Below are 17,127 nucleotides of genomic sequence, written 5' to 3' on the forward strand. Positions count from 1 at the left end.
CGAAATCAAGGATGGTATAAGGGTGGGCTTGCCAAAATTCCTTCTTCACGGGCTGTGGCTGCCAGATTCTGGTTTGCAGGTCTGGGTCGAGCAGGTGGCTGGCCATAAAATCATCACACTCGACGAAGTGCCGAAGGGGACCTTCCCCGAACCAGTCCACACACTGCTCGAAGGGGTCAAGTTCCGCCACCGCGGCAAGGTCATGTTGCGCACGCCGAAAGGCAAACTATTGCGGCTCCGGGTGCCGACGGCAGCATTCGCCCCCGATGAGGCAGTACAGTTTCTACGAGCAATGTCCTTCCTCCTGGACCCAGACGTTCCGGCACCGGAAGGGCTCACGGAGCAACAGCGGGCGTCGGTAGCCCCGGATCTTTTGTGGCTCATCCAGATGTTTCTCGGGCTTGAGCGGTTTGTACAGGCTGGCAGGGTATCGATTCACGTGCCGTCTCAGGACTTTCAGTGGTTCGCGCAGTGGCAGCTCGGCACCGGGGTGGAGGAACGCGGTTGGCTCGCGGATATGATTGCGGCTGCGCCGGGAGTACTTACGGAGAACAACCGACGGCTCGACGAAGACTGCTCGCGCACATTTGTGCACTGGATCGCGTCTGCCCAGCTGCGTAACTCCCCTATGCTGCGTGGTGAGCGCCCGTTTCCGTGGCACGATTTTGTACAGTCGCTGCTTAACGGGACGCCGCTACGGCGAGGCTCTAGCGCGTTTTCGCGACAGATGAGCCAGTGGAACGGCTCAATCACTGCGACAAATTTCCAACTGGTGTTCATCGTGGAGCAGCCCGCAGACGCAGAAGATGGGGGCGATGAGGCGCTCACACAGTGGCCGATCCGGGTGAACGTGCGCTCCGGCGATGAATCGCCACGGCCCATCCGGCTGTCGGAGTATGACGCCTATACGGTGCAGCAGCTCCACTCCGTGCTTCGCGACGCCATCAGGGTCTCCGACCTGATTGATCCATCGACGCACCGGCGTGCCGCGACAACGCCGGGCTCTGCGCTCGATGGCGACTGGGACGTGTACCTGTCCGCGGAAGAGATTGTGCAATTCGTGGAGACTGAGGTGAGCAAGCTTCGGCTTGCGAACTACGCGGTGATGCTGCCACGCGCCTGGACAACTGCGGAGACAACATCGAAGCTGCACCTTTCGGAAGCGAAGAACCCGTACGACGCAACAGCGGTGACCCGGCTTGGCTTCGGCCAGCTGGTCAATTACGACTGGCGCGTCAGCATCGGCGGCACTGAACTGACGGATGACGAAATGCAGCGGCTCGTCGAGTCGAAGTCTGGGCTGATCAAGTTGCGTGGCGAGTGGGTGCTCGCCGATACACGGCACCTCGAGCGCACGAAGCGGTACATGGAGAAACTCCACGGGACGGCGCTTGCGCGGGCCAAGCGTGAAGCAGAAGAAGCCCGGACGACTGCGCAGCTCGCAGCTGATGCGGGAGCAGATGACGCCGAAGCGCTCGCTGCCCGCGCCGACCAGCTCGAGGAGGAGTACCAGAAACTCGAAGCGTCAGAGGAACACGGTGCGGTAACCGCGGAGGAGCTGCGTCAGCTTGCGCTGGAGAGTGGGCCAGACTCGCCGCTTGAGTTCACTGGTTCCCGTTGGTTTACGTCTCTGGTCGGCGGAATGGACCGCCCGGCGCCGGAGCGCGTCGACATCCCAAGAACTGTGCATGCTGAGCTCCGCGAGTACCAGCGTCGTGGCGTGGATTGGCTCTACTACATGTCCCGCAACCACCTAGGTGCCGTGCTTGCCGATGACATGGGGCTCGGTAAGACGCTCCAGCTGCTCACCCTGCTTGCCGTCGAAGAGGAACGCGGGCAGCGCACCGGACCAACCCTCGTTGTTGCGCCGACCTCCGTGGTGGGCAACTGGGCACGCGAAGCTGCGAAGTTCGTGCCACACCTTTCTATATATGTCCACCACGGCAGTGCCCGGTACAAGGGAGAGGAACTGCGCGAGGCTCTCAAGAAGCATGACATCACCATCACCTCCTATGGGATCGCATCGCGCGATGTGATCGACTTGTCTTTGATCGAATGGGACCATGTGGTGCTCGACGAAGCTCAGGCGATTAAGAATGCGGGGACGAGGGCGTCGAAAAGCGTGCGAGCGCTGCCAGCTCGCCACCGTATCGCGCTGACAGGCACCCCGATTGAAAACAAGCTCTCCGAGCTGCGCAGCCTCCTCGACTTTGTGAACCCCGGCATCCTCGGCTCGCAGTCCTTCTTCCGCAACCACTTCGCTCGGGCAATTGAGTCGCGCCGGGACGAGGGCCTCGCAGACGAGATGGGGGAGCGCCTGCAGCGCCTCACCGCACCGTTTATCCTGCGCAGGCTGAAGACAGACACCGCGATTATCGACGACCTGCCGGACAAGGCTGAGCATGTACTGACAGTGGACATGACTGCGGAGCAAGCGGCGCTCTACACAGCGCTTGTTGACCGCATGCAGCGCGAACTGCAGGAACGCAAGGGTATGGCGCGTAAAGGTCTCGTGCTTGCCACGATCACTCGCATCAAGCAGATCTGCAACCACCCGGCTCACTTCCTGGGCGATGGATCGCCAGTACTTGCCGACGGCCACCACAGGTCCGGCAAGGTCGCCCGCCTTGTGGAGCTGCTCAATGAAGCAGTGCGAACCGACCAACGAGTGTTGATCTTTACCCAGTACAAAGCATTCGGCGATATCCTGCGGCCATACCTGAGCGACTACCTCGGCGAGATCATTCCGTTCCTCCACGGTGGGGTAGGAAAGAGCGCGCGAGACGCAATGGTTGCGCGTTTCCAGGAGCCGAACGGGCCGCGCGCGATGCTGCTGAGCCTCAAAGCAGGTGGTACCGGACTCAACCTGACTGCTGCATCGATGGTGATCCACCTTGACCGCTGGTGGAATCCCGCCGTGGAAAACCAGGCGACGGACCGTGCGTTCCGCATTGGCCAGAAGAAAGACGTCACGGTGTACAAGATGATTACGCGCGGAACCATGGAGGAATCGATCCAAGACATCTTGGATGGCAAGATGCACCTGGCAGGTGCGGTGATTGGCGAGGGCGAAGGCTGGATTACGGAACTCGACGCTGACGATCTGGCACAGCTGATGAGCTACCGAGGAAACGGAGGCGAGCGCAACCTATGAGCACCCAGCGACCACGCGAAGACAACGTTATTTATGCAAACTTCGGCGCACGTCGGCGCTCCCCGGAACAGAAGCAGGCGAAGCAAGCTTCTGAGACTCGATCGCGGTACAAAGACGTTCCTGCGACGTGGAATGCCGCAGGCCGCAGGATCTGGGAAGCAGTCGTGCGATACAGCGATGCTGGTCGCATCAAGCGGGGCATTGCGTACGCCAACGGCGGCCACGTCGCCGAGCTCTACCCGCGGCTTAGTGGGATCGATGCGGTTGTGACCGGCTCACAAATCGAACCATTTCACACCGTCATTGAGCTACCACGGCGCACCGCTGCTGACATCGGCGGGCTGCTGTCCGACATTGCGCACGACTCCGCGGCATTGATGAAAGCGCGCAATGGCGTCTATACCGATGAGGCGTTGGATACCTTGATTGCCAACGGTCCTGAGGAGTTTCGGCTGCACTGTAGCTGCCCCGATCCCGTCGTAGCCTGCAAACACATTGTCGCAGTGGGGTATCAGGCAGCACAGCGCATGAGCGAACACCACGAATTCATTCTCCAACTCCGGGATAGTTCGATTGCGCGACTGACCGGCATGGCGCCACCGACTGTGCAGCACGAGGCAGCGCAGCCTGACGCGCCGGGCGAAGTCACGGTGTCTGCACCGCGCCCACAGCCGGACTTTTGGGAAGGCGGCGCGTTACCTGATTTGCCTACCCCGAAAGTCGCTCCGATGATCGAAGACTCTGACATCACGATGTTGCACAAGGCGATGCAGACAATTTCCTTTACCAACATCGACCAGCTGCGGGCTGTCTCCGATATCGAAGATCTGTTCTATGCGTTGACTGAAACCGATGACTAATGTCCGAGCCGTTTGGTAGTAGTGAGTATGTGAACACGTTTCGATTTATCCACTCCTCTGACCTGCAGCTTGGCATGACTCGGAAGTTTCTGCGCTCCGAAGCCCAATCGAGGTTTGACGACGCCCGCTTGCGCGCCGTTGAACGTCTCGGCCAAGTAGCCACGGAGCATGATGCAGCCTGTATTGTGATCGCCGGCGATGTGTTTGAGCACAACGCGCTCGAGCGAGAGACGCTTGGTCGAGCACTCGAGGTGCTGAAGCGCCTGCCAGTGCCGGTGTACTTGCTCCCGGGCAACCACGACCCGCTGGTGGCGGACTCCATTTTCCACGCCACCGATGACCTTGAGAATGTGCTCGTGCTCGATTCCTTCGATCCCGTAGAGGTCGTCCCTGGCGTTGAGCTTGTCGGCGCGCCTCTCAAAGCCCGATACGCCTCTGAGGACCTCTGTGCCCGTGCCGTACGTGACTTGGAGCCGACGGATACGATTCGAGTCCTCGTTGGCCACGGCCAAGTAGACGGCTACGGCAAAGAACAGGCCGAAGCGCTCATCGATCTGGATTTGCTGGAGGAGAAGCTGGCCTCGGGGGTGATCGATTACGTCGCGTTGGGGGATACGCACTCCACGCAGTCACTCGGCACGAGTGGGCGCGTGTGGTTCTCGGGCAGCCCGGAAACAACCGATTTCCACGACTTTGCTATCGGTGGTCCTGGTGGTGGCGGCGAGGTTGATTCCGGTAACGCGCTCGTCGTCGAGATTACGAAGTCCTCCGCGGAAGACTGCACTGTGAACGTCGAGCCGGTTGCGACGGGAGCGTGGACATTTGAGGCACTGGACTGGGAGGTCAGTGAGGAAGGGGACGTCGAAAAGATAGTGGAGCAGCTTGAACGCTACGAGCACAAGGACCGCACTGTGGTGAAGTATTCCGTCCGCGGCACGCTTGGCCTTGCGGCGATGGCGACCTTTGAGCAGGCGATCGGGCGGCTTGAGCCGGTGTTCGCTGCGTTGTACGAGCGTGACCGGCTCATGAGCCTGCACTTGGCGCCCAGCGATGAAGAGCTCGAAAACCTTCCGCTGAGCGGGTACGCGGCCGAGGCGATGCGGGACCTGATTTCCCAGGCATCCGCGCATGATGATGCTAAAGGCTCTGCGACAGCACGTGACGCTGTGAACCTTCTGTTCCGATTCTCCAAGGAAGTGAACTAAATGCGCATCCATTCGATCACCATTGAAAACTTCCGTGGTATTCAGCGGTTAGAGCTCCGTGACCTGCCAGATACCGGTGTGATCGTGATCCATGGCAATAACGAAGCAGGCAAATCCACCATCCTTGACGCGCTGACGACAGTGCTCAACGAACGCCACACTGCCGGAGGCAAGAAGATTGGCGTGCTCACTCCGATCGGGAGGGACGTTTCGCCTGCAGTGCGGCTTGAGACGACGGTTGGCGATTACAGCTTCACCATTGCCAAACAGTGGGGGAAAGGGAAGTACTCGGAGCTCAACATCACCAGACCGCAGCTGCGCCAATACACCGGGCGTGAGGCTGACGATGAGCTTGCACGGATCCTCGCGGAAAACCTTGACCAGGAGCTCGCTTCGACGCTCTTCCTGCGCCAGGGACAGTTCGCGGCAGGGATCAGCGCAGCGGGCATCCCAAGTGTTGTGCGGACCCTTGATGGGGACGCTGGACGCAGCGCAGAGGAAGCCGCCTACGATGACACTGCGCTCATGCAGCGCATCAGCGACGACTACGCAGCGTACTTCACATCGACTGGTCGGCCGCGTGGTGAGTACGAAAAACTGCGTAAAGCAGCAGAAGAAGCGCAGCAACAGTACGAATCGCTGTTGCAGGAAAAGCGGAAGTTTGACAATGAAGTCGTAGAAGTTGAGCGCTTGCAGCAGCAAATGCAGCAGATCCAGGATGAGCTGCCGGAAGCACAGCGAGATCTTGAGTCCAGTCAAGCCGAGGCGAAGCGCGCCGAAGAGGTTGCCGCAAAACTTCAGGCTGCGCAAGCAGCTGTGAAATACGCAGAGCTCACGGCACAGCGCGCAGCGCAGGATGTGGAAAACAGGAAGAAGTTGGAGCAGCGCGTCGCACTGTTGGGTGAGCAGCAGGCAGCGCTCGAGCAGGAGAAGGGCGCCGCCCAGCAAGCCAGTGATGAAGAGGAAGCTACCATTGCGACACTCACCGAAACCGTGGAGCGGCGTCAAGCTGCACTGACGAATGCACGCGAGGAGGCACGCCGTGCCAGCGCTCTGCGTGAGTACTCGCTGTGCCAACAGGAACTCTCAGATCTGCAGGCAGTGCTTGACCAGGTTGACGGTGCGCAAGCCGAGTATCAAAAACTCGTTGCTGAGGCCCCTAGTCGTCCCGTCACCGACGCCGATGTGACTCGAGTGGAAGAAGCTGCGAGTGAGGTAAAGGTACAGCGCACCATCCGTGCAGCCTCGACCGCGAAACTGACCGTGCGCGCCGATGACGCCACCTTCGTGCACGACGATGCCCCCACACACGTCAAAGGCGAGCGCACTATCGAGCTTTTCGACGCCACCACCTTTGAATTCGGTGAGTTCCATCTGACCTACAGCGCTGGCGCCAGCGGCGCGAACCAGTACAGCGTGGTGGAAGATGCGGAGCGCGCGCTTGAGGAGTTACTCGCGGACCTTGGTTGTGCTGACGTTGCGGAGGCGCGAGCGAAGCGCGATGAGCATCGGACGTTTGCTCAACGCGTGGAGGAAGCCAAGCGACGCAGGGAAGACATCCTCGCAGGCAGAGACCTATCTGCGCTACAGGAACGCCACCTAAAGCTGCAGAAACTACACGCAGAGCACGCTGAGGCCTTGGGGGAGGGCGTAGCTTTAAAGGAACTCGATGCTGCTGAGCACGAGGCCGCTGCTGCAGAGGCTGCTTTACAGAATGCCCAGCATGACGCGGAAGTGGCGGTGGCTGCGCTGGAGCCGCACCGGGAGCGAAAGGCCCGCCAAGCACTGCTTGTACTGGAGACCAAACTCGCAACGCACGAGGAAGCAGTACGTAACGCCGATGAAGAGTTGCGAACAGAGCAGGAACATACAACGTCGGAAGACTTGGGCGAGGCACAAGCAACTGCTGAGGCTGGACTGAGCGCTGCGCGCACAAAACTTGAAGAGGTCACCACGGCGGCAAACGAGGCCAACGTGGACATGGCACAGGCGCTGCTCGAAAGCGCGCAAACCCGCGTCGTGAACTTGCAAGACCGCTACAATGCCGCCGATAGGCGCGTGGCCGAGCTGAAAAGCTTTTTTGAAATGGCGACTGGTATTGCGGAAAAGGTCGACCGAGCCGAAGCGATGTTGGACGCAGCTGAGTCTGAGTACCGCCGAACCACCCGCCGTGCTGAGGCAACCAAGCTCTTGTATGACACGCTACAGCGCTACCGTGAAGAGGCGAATGCGCGCTACGCGGCGCCGTTCGCTGCTGCGCTGGAGGGCTACGCGGGGGCGCTGTTTGGCAGAGATGTGGAATTCGAGCTCGACGACCAACTGCAAATCACCCGCCGCAACGTTGCTGGTGTGTCTCTGCCGATCGAGGAGCTTTCTGGTGGCGCACAGGAGCAGCTCGCCTTGCTGACCCGTTTTGCCATTGCGGAGCTTGTCGCCCGTGATGGAACAGCACCGGTACCTGTGGTGATAGACGATGCACTCGGCGCGACGGACCCCCACCGGCTGCAACTGATGAACGCGCTGTTTAACAGGGTGGGCAAGCATGCTCAAGTGATTGTGCTGACGTGTTACCCCAACCGGTACGACGGCGTTGCCAGTAGCAACCGATACGAGATTGAGCAGCTAAAAACCAATTAATTAATGCTATGAAACTGTTTGGTTGATCTACTACAGTGGGGTGCATGTCTGACGCACCCCACTGGCTCAGCGATGCCGAGCAAGACCTGTGGCGGCTCATGCTTGCCACTGCGCGCAAAATTTCGCGCGCGCTCGACGACACACTCCAGGCAGACTCAAACTTGTCGACTTCGGAGTTCTCTGTGCTGGTCAGCCTTTCAGAAGTGGATGGGTACACGATGCGCTTGCGTGACTTATGCGGTGCACTGGAGTGGGACCGATCCCGAACATCGCACCAGGTCACCCGCATGGAGAAGCGCGGTTTGGTATCAAAGCAGAAGAGCCCGGGAGACGCCCGTGGCGTCTTGGTAGCGCTCACCGAGGACGGTCTACAGCGACTCGAGGCTGCAGCCCCGGGCCACGTTGAAAGCGTGCGACGCCTGGTGTTCGACCACCTTGATGACGCCGACATCCCAGCTTTGACCAGATTTTTTCAGGGTGTACTCGGTGCGCAAACCGGCCCTGGGCATAACAAGTAACGACTCTAGGAAAGCGAGGCGCCATGTCTTATCCGACGAACCAACCTCACTACCAACCGAACCCGGCACCGAAGCGGCTACAGCGTTCCATGGTGGACAAATACATCGGCGGGGTCTGTGGCGGCATCGCGGAGTACTTTGGACTCGACCCTGCGATTGTACGAATCGGCACGGTGTTGATTGGGCTCTGCACGGCGTTTGTGCCTTTGTTCATCCTGTATATAGTGGCCTGGATTGTGATTCCCCCGGAGTTTTAGCACGAAATTGCGTTCTGAAAGCGTAGGGGAGACGATTTCAGGTAAAATCAGTCAAAACCAACAAACCCCCGCTACCAGGAATTTCACCAGGTAGCGGGGGTTGAAAAATTGTGTCCCCGACAGGATTCGAACCTGCGACCTTCGGTACCGGAAACCGATGCTCTCATCCGCTGAGCTACGGAGACTCACTGCTTATTCACAAGCAATGACGCAATCTTAGCACCAGATATGCTGGGCACATAACTGGCCTAAGACTGCGGAAAGTAGCTGCTATTGGGCCTCCCAGTAGCCTGGTGCATCAGTGCGATCGGCCTTGCCGGTGCGCAGGTAGTTGATGACGGTGGCGTCGACAACTTTATTGCCGGTGCCGAAGTGCGCGTGGCCCGGGCCGTGAATCGTGACTACCTGGGTTCCCATTCTGCGGGCGAGTTGTCCGTGGCCTGAGTACGGCGTCTGGGGGTCACGGGTCGCGGACAGCTGCAATGGGCGAGTCTTTAATGCCGCCCCGTTGAGTGGCGCGATTCCGGTGACTGCGCCGGCGCCGTTGCAGTACCACCCTGAGCCGCGTGAAGCGTTGAAGAACGTAAACGGGTCTCCCGTGAGCTGTGACCATGCAAATGAGGGGAGCAGCGTTGGGTCGCCGGGGACAACGTTCTCATTGCACCACTGGGCAGCCTGCAGCTGCTCGACCGCCATCATCTGATCCACCGCCTGCTGAATCTCTTCCTTGGACGGCTGCTTCGATTCTTCAGCGGTCAGGGTGCCGTTTGTGGACCGTGCCAGGTAGTCCCACATCTTTGGGGTTGGAAGCATAGCGCGGGTCTCCTGCAGGAGCGGCGACTTAGCTTGTACAGCACCAGGGTTCAGCATGCGGCTGATGACGCCTTCACCTTCGACACGGGTTTTCCCGACTGCTGTCATGGCGTCCGCGCCAGCCTGTCCGGCGAACTCCAGGCCCGCTGGCAGATCGCCAACGCGTGCAGGCGGGGGAGTGACGGTGGGATTAGTTCCCGCTTGCGCGCTTACCTTGCGCGACCAGTACTGGTACGCCTTCAGGGGAGTGTTGCCCATGTGATACTTGGCGTCGTTGAGTGCTACCCACGCGAAGTATTCGTTGAGCGCCTTCTCGTACGCTGCTTGTTGGTCGGCGGCAATGCCGTTCCAGGAACGGGTTGGATCCATTGCGGAGTCAAGCACAACCTTGTCGGTGTGCTGGGGGAATAGCGTCGCGTATACGGAACCAAGGTACGTGCCGTAGGAGACACCGAGGATGGAAATCTGCTGGTAGCCCAGCGCGCGTCGAACTTCCTCCCAATCGCGCGCGGTGTTCTCCGTGGTGATGGTTTCGGGGTAGCCAGGCTTGTCGCCTTGGCAGGCCGAACGGTTGAAACCTCCTGCGTTGAAGAGACTGTCAGCAGTGAGCTTGGCTATCTGGCCAGGATCGTTCACATCGGGAATTGCGCACTCAAGTGCAGTCGAGCCGGGCAGGCCACGGGGTTGCACACCGATGATGTCCCACTCGTTGTTGAGTTCTTTCGGGAAATCAAGAATGTTGCCGGCTGCGTAAGCGTAGGCGTCGCCACCTGGGCCACCGGGGTTGGTAAACAGTGCGCCTCGGCGCGCTTGGGTTTTCGCTGGGACTCGTACGAATCCAATTTGAATCTTTTTGCCGTTCGGCTGGTTGTAGCGCATGGGGACGTCGATGTGTCCGCACTGCGCTGTTGAATCTTTGACTTCTTTCGGGCATTTGGTCCACTGCACAGCCGGTGCTGGCTGCGCAGTAGCAGGCGTTACGACGGCCATGCCAAGCAGTCCGAGCGCCGCAATTACTGAAGCTGTGGTGCGCATTGCATTCCTTCCGTTGGGGTGCGAAAAGACAAATCCCTACCGATGCGCTGATCGGTAGGGAATGTCGACGGTGTGTTTCTACTTCACAACCATCACGATCAGGTCGCGGGGCCCGTGGACGCCCTCGACACGAACAAGCTCGATATCTGAGGTCGCTGAACCACCAGAAATCATGGTAGCGGGTTTTTCCGGATCGATGCGAGCGATCATTTCCGGCACGCCGTAGACCACTGACTCTGGACGGACGATGACCACATGGCGATCGGGGACCAGTGACAGTGCACGGCGGCCGCACAGCTCGCCAGCTTCGAGCACGATCGAACCGGTCTGTGCTGAAGTGACGTGGGAATCCGTTACTGCGGCACCGATAGTGCCGAGCTCACGCGGATCGCTCGATGGGTCGTCTGGGCGGGCGCTGCCAGCAAACTCTTCGAACAGCGCGGTGTCGAGACCCGGGGCGTAAACAATCTCGGTTGCCTCGCGCTTCGCCAGAATATCGGCGATGTCTGCGGCAAGGGTCTCCTCCGTTGTCTCTACAACTGTGGCCTTGTAGTCCAGGAGACGATCGATGAGAATCTCGCGCAGCTGCTCGGGAGTGTGGTCGCTGGTGGTGCGGTACTCGCGCACAGGTTCGACGTGCTCTGGGGTATGGGAGAGCTTCTGTGCAGTGCGGATGCGGTCAAGAATCTCGCGCTTCGCGCTTTCATTTCGGGTGCTTGACATTGTTAGCCATCCTTCCTGACGTTAGCTGGGATCCCTTCGCGACGGGCCTCAGCGAGGAGGTCCTTCGCCTCGTCCGTATTCCACCACTGGCGGAACGACTTCTTCGGCGGAACTGCTACGTCGCGGTAGTCGGTCCAGCCGGCCACGAAACCTGGCATCGAGGAAATCTCGCCCTTGAAACCGCCAAGTACGCGACCCAGCGCTACAACGTGCATTGCGGCGTTCCACAGTGCAGGCTTGCCCCACAGCAGGGAAATAGCGCCGAAGGCCGTGGATTCCAGGAAAGGCTTGTGCTCCTTTACCTTTTGGTGGCGAAGCTCAAGCAGGATGTCTGTGATCGGGATCTTCACTGGGCACACTTCGTTGCAGCGCCCACACAGGGAAGATGCGAACGGTAGCGACGCGTTCGGGTCCTCGGCGGACTCCATGCCGGTCAGCTGCGGCGTGATAATCGCGCCGATTGGGCCAGGGTATGTCGAGCCGTAGGAGTGACCACCAGCACGCTCGTAGACCGGGCACACGTTGAGGCATGCGGAGCAGCGAATGCACTTCAGTGCTTCGCGGCCGATCTCGTTCGACATCGCGTGGGTACGACCGTTGTCCAGGAGAACGATGTGGAAGTTCTGCGGGCCATCGCCCTCCGTCACACCTGACCACAGTGAGGTGTACGGGTTCATACGCTCGCCGGTGGAGGAGCGCGGGAGCAACTGCAAGAACGCGCCCAAGTCCTCGAACTTCGGCAGCAACTTCTCGATACCCATGACGGAGATCAGTGTCTCCGGCAGCGTCAGACACATGCGACCGTTGCCCTCGGATTCGACGATGGAGACCGTGCCGGTCTCAGCGATACCGAAGTTGACACCAGAGATGGCCACCTTGGCCTTCATGAACTGCTCGCGGAGGAAAATGCGAGAGGCTTCGGCCAACTCTGCCGGATTGTTCGTCAGAGAGTCGTCGGTGTTGGGCATCTTATCCACGAAGATGTTTCGGATTTCTTCGCGGTTGCGGTGGATCGCTGGCACCAGGATGTGTGATGGGAAGTCTTCGCCGAGCTGAACGATGAGCTCCGCAAGGTCGGTTTCCTGTGCGTGGATGCCGCGCTTTTCCAGCTCCTCGTTGAGCGCGATTTCCTGCGTCGCCATCGACTTAATCTTGACGACTTCAGTCTCGCCTGTCTCCTCAATGAGCGAAGCGATGATGTCGTTGGCTTCCTGGGCGTCGCGTGCCCAGTGAACGTGGCCACCGCGAGCAGTGACGTTGCGCTCGAACTCCTCGAGCAGCTCGGGCATGCGGGCCGCAACATCTTGCTTGATAGTGGAGCCAGCGGTGCGCAGTTCCTGCCAATCGTCGAGCTCGTCGACAACGTTTTGACGCTTTACGCGAATTGCGGTGGTGGCGTAGTTGAGGTTGCGACGCTTCGTAACGTTATCGAGCTCATGGTGTGCAGCCTGTCCGAAGCGCTCCGAGCCACGCAGGTGGTTCGGGCCGTGCGCCACTGGGGGCATCGTTGGTTTGCCGAGTGCAACTTTCACAGCATTTTCTCCTTCGAGTACGCAGCGGTCGTAGGCGTCCACGGGTGTTCCTTCGTGGATGCGAGGATCTCTGCAATGTGCAGGGCGCGGATGCCGTTGTGCTGGCGGCTCATCGCGCCAGCAATGTTCATCAAGCACGACGAGTCGCCGGCGGTGACAAACTCTGCCTTCGAGTCCTTAATGTGGCGTACCTTGTCGGAGACCATCGCAGCGGAAACCTCGGGCAGCTTTACCGAGAACGTGCCGCCGAATCCGCAGCATTCCTCGACGTTCGGCAGGTCCACAAGCTCGATGCCTTCGACGGCCTCTAGCAACTTGTAGGGGCGGTCGCCGACCTTCAGGAAGCGGCGAGAGTGGCAAGACTCGTGGTAGGTCACCCTGTGCGGGAAGAACGCGCCGAGGTTGGTCACGCCAGCGACGTCCACGATGAACTCGGTGAGCTCGTAGGTTTTATTCGCTGCTTGCGTAGCGCCGTCGACAAGTGCTTTGTTGCCGTATCGTTCGGCGAGGCGCACGTGCTGTTCGCGAACTGCGCCTGCGCAGGAGCCGGAGGGGGCCACGACATAGTCGATGGAAGGGTCGGCAAACGCATCGGCGTATGTCTGGATGATCGGCACAGCTTGTTCCTGGTAGCCCGTGTTGACGTGCATCTGGCCACAGCAGGTTTGGCCCTCAGGAAAGACTACTTCGTAGCCCAGACGAGAGAGAACAAGCGCTGAAGCCTTGTGTGCGTCAGGGAACAGGGCGTCACCGATACAAGTAGAAAACAGTGCTACTCGCAATGTGGACTCCTTTGTTGGTCGTGAACGATACAGATAATGGTAATACGTCTACGGTACAACAGTTGGGGCTAGAAAACTCAGTATGTTGGTTTGCAGGAACACAATTACGCACACTGCTACCAAGAATGCTGCCGAGAAGCCAGCGACCTTCTTAAAGAGTTCAGATTCTTTACCCTCCATATTCACAGCGGTTGCGGCAATAGCGAGCGACTGCGGCGAAATCATCTTGCCGACGACACCACCGGTCGTATTCGCCGCCAGCATCAGGTCTGGGTTGAGGCCCAACTTATTTGCAGCGGTGACTTGGAGGTTAGCGAACAGCGCGTTGGCGGAGGTGTCGGAGCCTGTTACTGCCACGCCGACCCAACCAAGCACTGGGGCAGCGAATGCGAATACACCGCCCATGTTGGCGAAAAACTCGCCGATCGAAACGGTCTGGCCCGAGTAGTTCATGACGTAGGCCAACGCGAGCACCAACATGATAGTGGTGGATGACCAGCGCATGCGCCAGAAAGTATCGACGAACTCACGTCCCACCTGTGCCCAGTTGAGCTGGTAGAGACCGTTGCCGTCAAAGATCATGTAGGCGATAGCGACGATGAGGCCAGAAATGACCAGGAGCGTGCCGGGGTTGTTGATGTAGGCGAAGGTGTAGTCGGTGTTGATTGGCTCACCCAGCTGGTTGAAGAGCAGTCCGCGCTCGATAACAGGCCATGTCAGGCTGATCTTGAACGAGCTCAGCCACTGCGGGATGGTTGTGCCCAGGTTCGCTAGACCGAAGACGACAACCACGACTGCGTACGGCATCAGCGCCATCCAGACTCGGGTGCCAGGCAGTTCAGTATTGTCCTCGTACTCAGGCAAGCCGAGGCGTTCGCGGAGAGCGGCGGTAGTCGAAGGCTTCCAGAAACGAAGCGCCACGAAGGCAGCCCCAAGGGCGACGATGCAGGCAACGACATCCGTGAGTTGGTAAGCGAAGTGGTTCGACGTCCACCACTGGGCAATGCCGAAGCTCAGTCCGATCGTCACCGCGATAGGTGCGGTTTCTTTGATGCCTCGCCAGCCGTCGATAATTGCTGCGATGATGAAAGGAACAAAGAATGCGAGCAGAGGGGTCTGGTGGCCAACGATCGCGGCGATGTTCTGCGTTTGCTCGAGGGTGCGGCCACCGACCTCGCCCGCGGTGGTAATGGGGATGGCGACGGCGCCGAATGCCACAGGCGCTGTATTTGCAATCAGGACTACCGTTGCGGCTTTCAAAGGTGGGATGCCGAGCGCCAGGATCATCGTCGCGGTAATCGCGACGGGTGCGCCGAATCCAGCGAGGGCCTCGAGTAGGCCACCGAAGCAGAATGCAATGAGCATTGCTTGGATGCGGACGTCGCCGCTGCCCATCTTGTCAAAGACCAGGCGAAGATCTTCAAAGCGACGCGATGCAACCGTAATTTGGTAAAACCAGATCGCGGTCAAGATCACCCACACGATTGGGAAGAGTCCGAACAATCCGCCGCGTAGTGCAGTCGCAAGTGCCATCTCGGTTGGCATGTTGAAGCCGAAGACGGCGACTGCAATAGCTGCGACCAGCGCTACTGCGCCGGATGTGTGCGCGCGGGCCTTGACCGCGAGCAGCATGAAGAAAAATGTGAGAAGGGGAATCGTGGAAACGAGCGCAGAAAGCCCGAGGCTTCCCCCTACTGCGTCGGTAATAATTTGAAACTTGTCCACTGAGACACTCCTTGGAGTCAGAGGGCTGCACAAAATACCTCCCCAAAGTACTGTGGTGACATCTGCAATGAGAAAACCAAAAAGTATGCTAGGTCACACAAATGGATGAGGTCTGTAGAAGTTCAAGCTAGTAGCGTTTTCAGTACCTATGGTGGGGGTAGTCAAATGGGGGTCGCGCGGCATTTATGGGGGAATAGGGAGAATGTCCGGCACGTGAATTAGACTGTTTGCCCATGACTCCAGCTGATCTCGCTACAACAGTTCATGAAGCGACCGTCAAGGTGCTTTCCGACCACAATCTCGACGCATCCGTCGTGCCCGATGCAGTGACCGTCGAGCGCCCGCGCAACCCTGAGCACGGCGATTACGCTACGAATATCGCACTGCAGGTGGCGAAGAAAGCCGGTACGAACCCGCGCGAGCTTGCGCAGTGGCTTGCCGACGTCCTCCTGGAAACCCCCGCAATCGCAGAAGCTGACGTCGCAGGCCCAGGGTTCTTGAACCTGCGCCTCGCCACGGACGCGCAGGGACAGCTGGTTGCGGACATCCTGGCGGCAGGCGAGACCTTCGGCAAATCATCTCTTCTTGACGGCCAGCGCATCAACCTCGAATTCGTCTCGGCGAACCCAACCGGCCCGATCCACCTTGGCGGGACCCGCTGGGCAGCTGTGGGCGACTCGCTAGGCCGCGTGCTAGAAGCGAGCGGCGCCGAGGTGACCCGCGAGTACTACTTCAACGATCACGGTGGCCAAATTGACCGCTTCGCACGTTCGCTAGTAGCAGCGGCAAAGGGCGAGCCGACTCCAGAGGACGGCTACGGCGGCTCCTACATCAATGACATCGCCGCCGACATTGTGGCGAAGCAGCCGAATGCGCTTGATGGCAGCCCCGAAGACGTGCAGGAAACGTTCCGTGCCGCAGGCGTGGAAATGATGTTCGCTCAGATCAAGGAGTCCCTACACGAGTTCGGCGTGGACTTCGACGTGTTCTTCCACGAAAACTCGCTGTTTGAGAGTGGGGCCGTCGATAAGGCGATTGCAACGCTCAAAGACAACGGCAACCTGTACGAAAACGAGGGCGCCTGGTGGTTGCGCTCTTCCCAGTTTGGCGACGACAAGGACCGTGTCGTGCTGAAGTCCGATGGCGACGCCGCCTACATCGCGGGCGACATCGCGTACGTGGCAGACAAGTTTGACCGCGGTCACACACTGGCGATCTACATGCTTGGCGCGGACCACCACGGCTACATTGCGCGCCTCCGCGCCGCAGCGCAGGCTCTTGGCTATGACCCTGAGGCTGTCGAGGTGCTCATTGGTCAGATGGTCAACCTTGTGCGTGATGGCCAGCCAGTCAAGATGTCGAAGCGCGCCGGGACGATCATCACTCTCAACGACCTCGTGGACGCTATTGGCGTTGACGGGGCTCGCTACTCGCTCGTGCGCTCCTCTGTGGATTCCACGTTGGACATTGACCTTGACCTGTGGACTAAGCAGTCCTCCGACAATCCCGTGTACTACGTGCAGTACGGTCACGCGCGTCTGTGCTCCATCGCTCGCAAGGCGAAGGAAGCTGGCGTCACTACCGACGGCGCGGACGTTGCGTTGCTTGAGCATGAAAAGGAGGGCGACCTCATTCGTACCCTGGGTGAGTTCCCGGAGGTGGTGAGCACCGCCGCGCAGCTGCGCGAACCGCACCGAATCGCGCGCTACGCGGAGGAACTAGCTAGCTCCTTCCACAAGTTTTACGACGCCTGCCAGATCCTGCCGAAGCCTGGCGAAGAAGTTGAGCCGTTGCATACCGCGCGCTTTGCACTGGCGATGGCAGCGCGCCAGGTACTTGCAAACGCACTCGGCATGATCGGCGTGAGCGCGCCGGAACGGATGTAG

The 17,127-nt window shown here is 59.5% G+C and carries 12 protein-coding genes and 1 tRNA gene; 7 read left to right on the forward strand and 6 right to left on the reverse strand.

The window, feature by feature from the left end; all coding sequences use genetic code 11:
- The first annotated feature begins 28 nt into the window (after window positions 1–28).
- Genes QP802_RS03490 through QP802_RS03515 form a run of 6 tightly spaced genes read left to right on the forward strand, consistent with a single transcriptional unit; the run spans window position 29 to window position 8,631 of the window.
- Window positions 29–3,154, forward strand: a complete 3,126-nt coding sequence (locus tag QP802_RS03490) for a DEAD/DEAH box helicase (protein ID WP_284817609.1) — start codon at window positions 29–31, stop codon at window positions 3,152–3,154.
- Window positions 3,151–4,014: a hypothetical protein gene (locus tag QP802_RS03495; RefSeq protein WP_284817610.1), complete on the forward strand. Its 864-nt coding sequence runs from the start codon at window positions 3,151–3,153 to the stop codon at window positions 4,012–4,014. The genes QP802_RS03490 and QP802_RS03495 overlap by 4 nt, the downstream gene beginning before the upstream one ends.
- Complete coding sequence (locus tag QP802_RS03500; protein WP_284817611.1) at window positions 4,014–5,219, forward strand: metallophosphoesterase family protein; 1,206 nt, start codon at window positions 4,014–4,016, stop codon at window positions 5,217–5,219. Before QP802_RS03495 ends, QP802_RS03500 begins: the two co-directional genes overlap by 1 nt.
- Window positions 5,220–7,856 carry an AAA family ATPase gene (locus QP802_RS03505; RefSeq protein ID WP_284817612.1) on the forward strand — a complete coding sequence of 879 codons (2,637 nt, stop codon included), beginning with the start codon at window positions 5,220–5,222 and terminating at the stop codon, window positions 7,854–7,856.
- A gap of 44 nt (window positions 7,857–7,900) precedes the next feature.
- Window positions 7,901–8,374, forward strand: a complete 474-nt coding sequence (locus tag QP802_RS03510) for a MarR family winged helix-turn-helix transcriptional regulator (RefSeq protein ID WP_070362647.1) — start codon at window positions 7,901–7,903, stop codon at window positions 8,372–8,374.
- A gap of 23 nt (window positions 8,375–8,397) precedes the next feature.
- Window positions 8,398–8,631, forward strand: coding sequence for a PspC domain-containing protein (locus QP802_RS03515; protein ID WP_070362646.1), 234 nt, complete (start codon window positions 8,398–8,400; stop codon window positions 8,629–8,631).
- 111 nt (window positions 8,632–8,742) lie between these two features.
- On the opposite strand, the gene QP802_RS03520 is transcribed toward QP802_RS03515, so the two are convergent.
- The 6 genes from QP802_RS03520 to QP802_RS03545 all read right to left on the reverse strand — a co-directional run bounded on the left by QP802_RS03520 (window position 8,743) and on the right by QP802_RS03545 (window position 15,241).
- A tRNA-Arg gene (locus QP802_RS03520) sits at window positions 8,743–8,816 on the reverse strand.
- An 85-nt stretch (window positions 8,817–8,901) separates the two neighbouring features.
- On the reverse strand, window positions 8,902–10,479 hold the full coding sequence (locus tag QP802_RS03525) for an alpha/beta fold hydrolase (RefSeq protein WP_070479492.1): 1,578 nt from the start codon (window positions 10,477–10,479) through the stop codon (window positions 8,902–8,904).
- Between the two features lie 78 nt (window positions 10,480–10,557).
- On the reverse strand, window positions 10,558–11,202 hold the full coding sequence (locus QP802_RS03530) for a LutC/YkgG family protein (protein ID WP_070479493.1): 645 nt from the start codon (window positions 11,200–11,202) through the stop codon (window positions 10,558–10,560).
- Between the two features lie 2 nt (window positions 11,203–11,204).
- On the reverse strand, window positions 11,205–12,734 hold the full coding sequence (locus QP802_RS03535; protein ID WP_284817613.1) for a lactate utilization protein B: 1,530 nt from the start codon (window positions 12,732–12,734) through the stop codon (window positions 11,205–11,207).
- Window positions 12,731–13,516 carry a (Fe-S)-binding protein gene (locus QP802_RS03540; protein ID WP_252931796.1) on the reverse strand — a complete coding sequence of 262 codons (786 nt, stop codon included), beginning with the start codon at window positions 13,514–13,516 and terminating at the stop codon, window positions 12,731–12,733. The genes QP802_RS03535 and QP802_RS03540 overlap by 4 nt, the downstream gene beginning before the upstream one ends.
- A 48-nt stretch (window positions 13,517–13,564) precedes the next feature.
- On the reverse strand, window positions 13,565–15,241 hold the full coding sequence (locus QP802_RS03545; RefSeq protein ID WP_284817614.1) for an L-lactate permease: 1,677 nt from the start codon (window positions 15,239–15,241) through the stop codon (window positions 13,565–13,567).
- Between the two features lie 233 nt (window positions 15,242–15,474).
- Here QP802_RS03545 and argS point away from each other — a divergent pair, with 233 nt between their 5' ends.
- Window positions 15,475–17,127 carry an arginine--tRNA ligase gene (gene argS, locus QP802_RS03550; RefSeq protein WP_070362641.1) on the forward strand — a complete coding sequence of 551 codons (1,653 nt, stop codon included), beginning with the start codon at window positions 15,475–15,477 and terminating at the stop codon, window positions 17,125–17,127.

It is taken from the genome of Corynebacterium sp. UMB10119B (assembly GCF_030228125.1).
Taxonomy (GTDB): Bacteria; Actinomycetota; Actinomycetes; order Mycobacteriales; family Mycobacteriaceae; genus Corynebacterium; species Corynebacterium pseudogenitalium.

Bases quoted from the DNA above. Each gene is read 5' to 3' on its own strand.
- QP802_RS03495 (WP_284817610.1), top strand. From the start codon at position 3,151: ATGAGCACCCAGCGACCACGCGAAGACAACGTTATTTATGCAAACTTC.
- QP802_RS03500 (WP_284817611.1), top strand. From the start codon at position 4,014: ATGTCCGAGCCGTTTGGTAGTAGTGAGTATGTGAACACGTTTCGATTT.
- QP802_RS03505 (WP_284817612.1), top strand. From the start codon at position 5,220: ATGCGCATCCATTCGATCACCATTGAAAACTTCCGTGGTATTCAGCGG.
- QP802_RS03510 (WP_070362647.1), top strand. From the start codon at position 7,901: ATGTCTGACGCACCCCACTGGCTCAGCGATGCCGAGCAAGACCTGTGG.
- QP802_RS03515 (WP_070362646.1), top strand. From the start codon at position 8,398: ATGTCTTATCCGACGAACCAACCTCACTACCAACCGAACCCGGCACCG.
- QP802_RS03525 (WP_070479492.1), bottom strand. From the start codon at position 10,479: ATGCGCACCACAGCTTCAGTAATTGCGGCGCTCGGACTGCTTGGCATG.
- QP802_RS03530 (WP_070479493.1), bottom strand. From the start codon at position 11,202: ATGTCAAGCACCCGAAATGAAAGCGCGAAGCGCGAGATTCTTGACCGC.
- argS (WP_070362641.1), top strand. From the start codon at position 15,475: ATGACTCCAGCTGATCTCGCTACAACAGTTCATGAAGCGACCGTCAAG.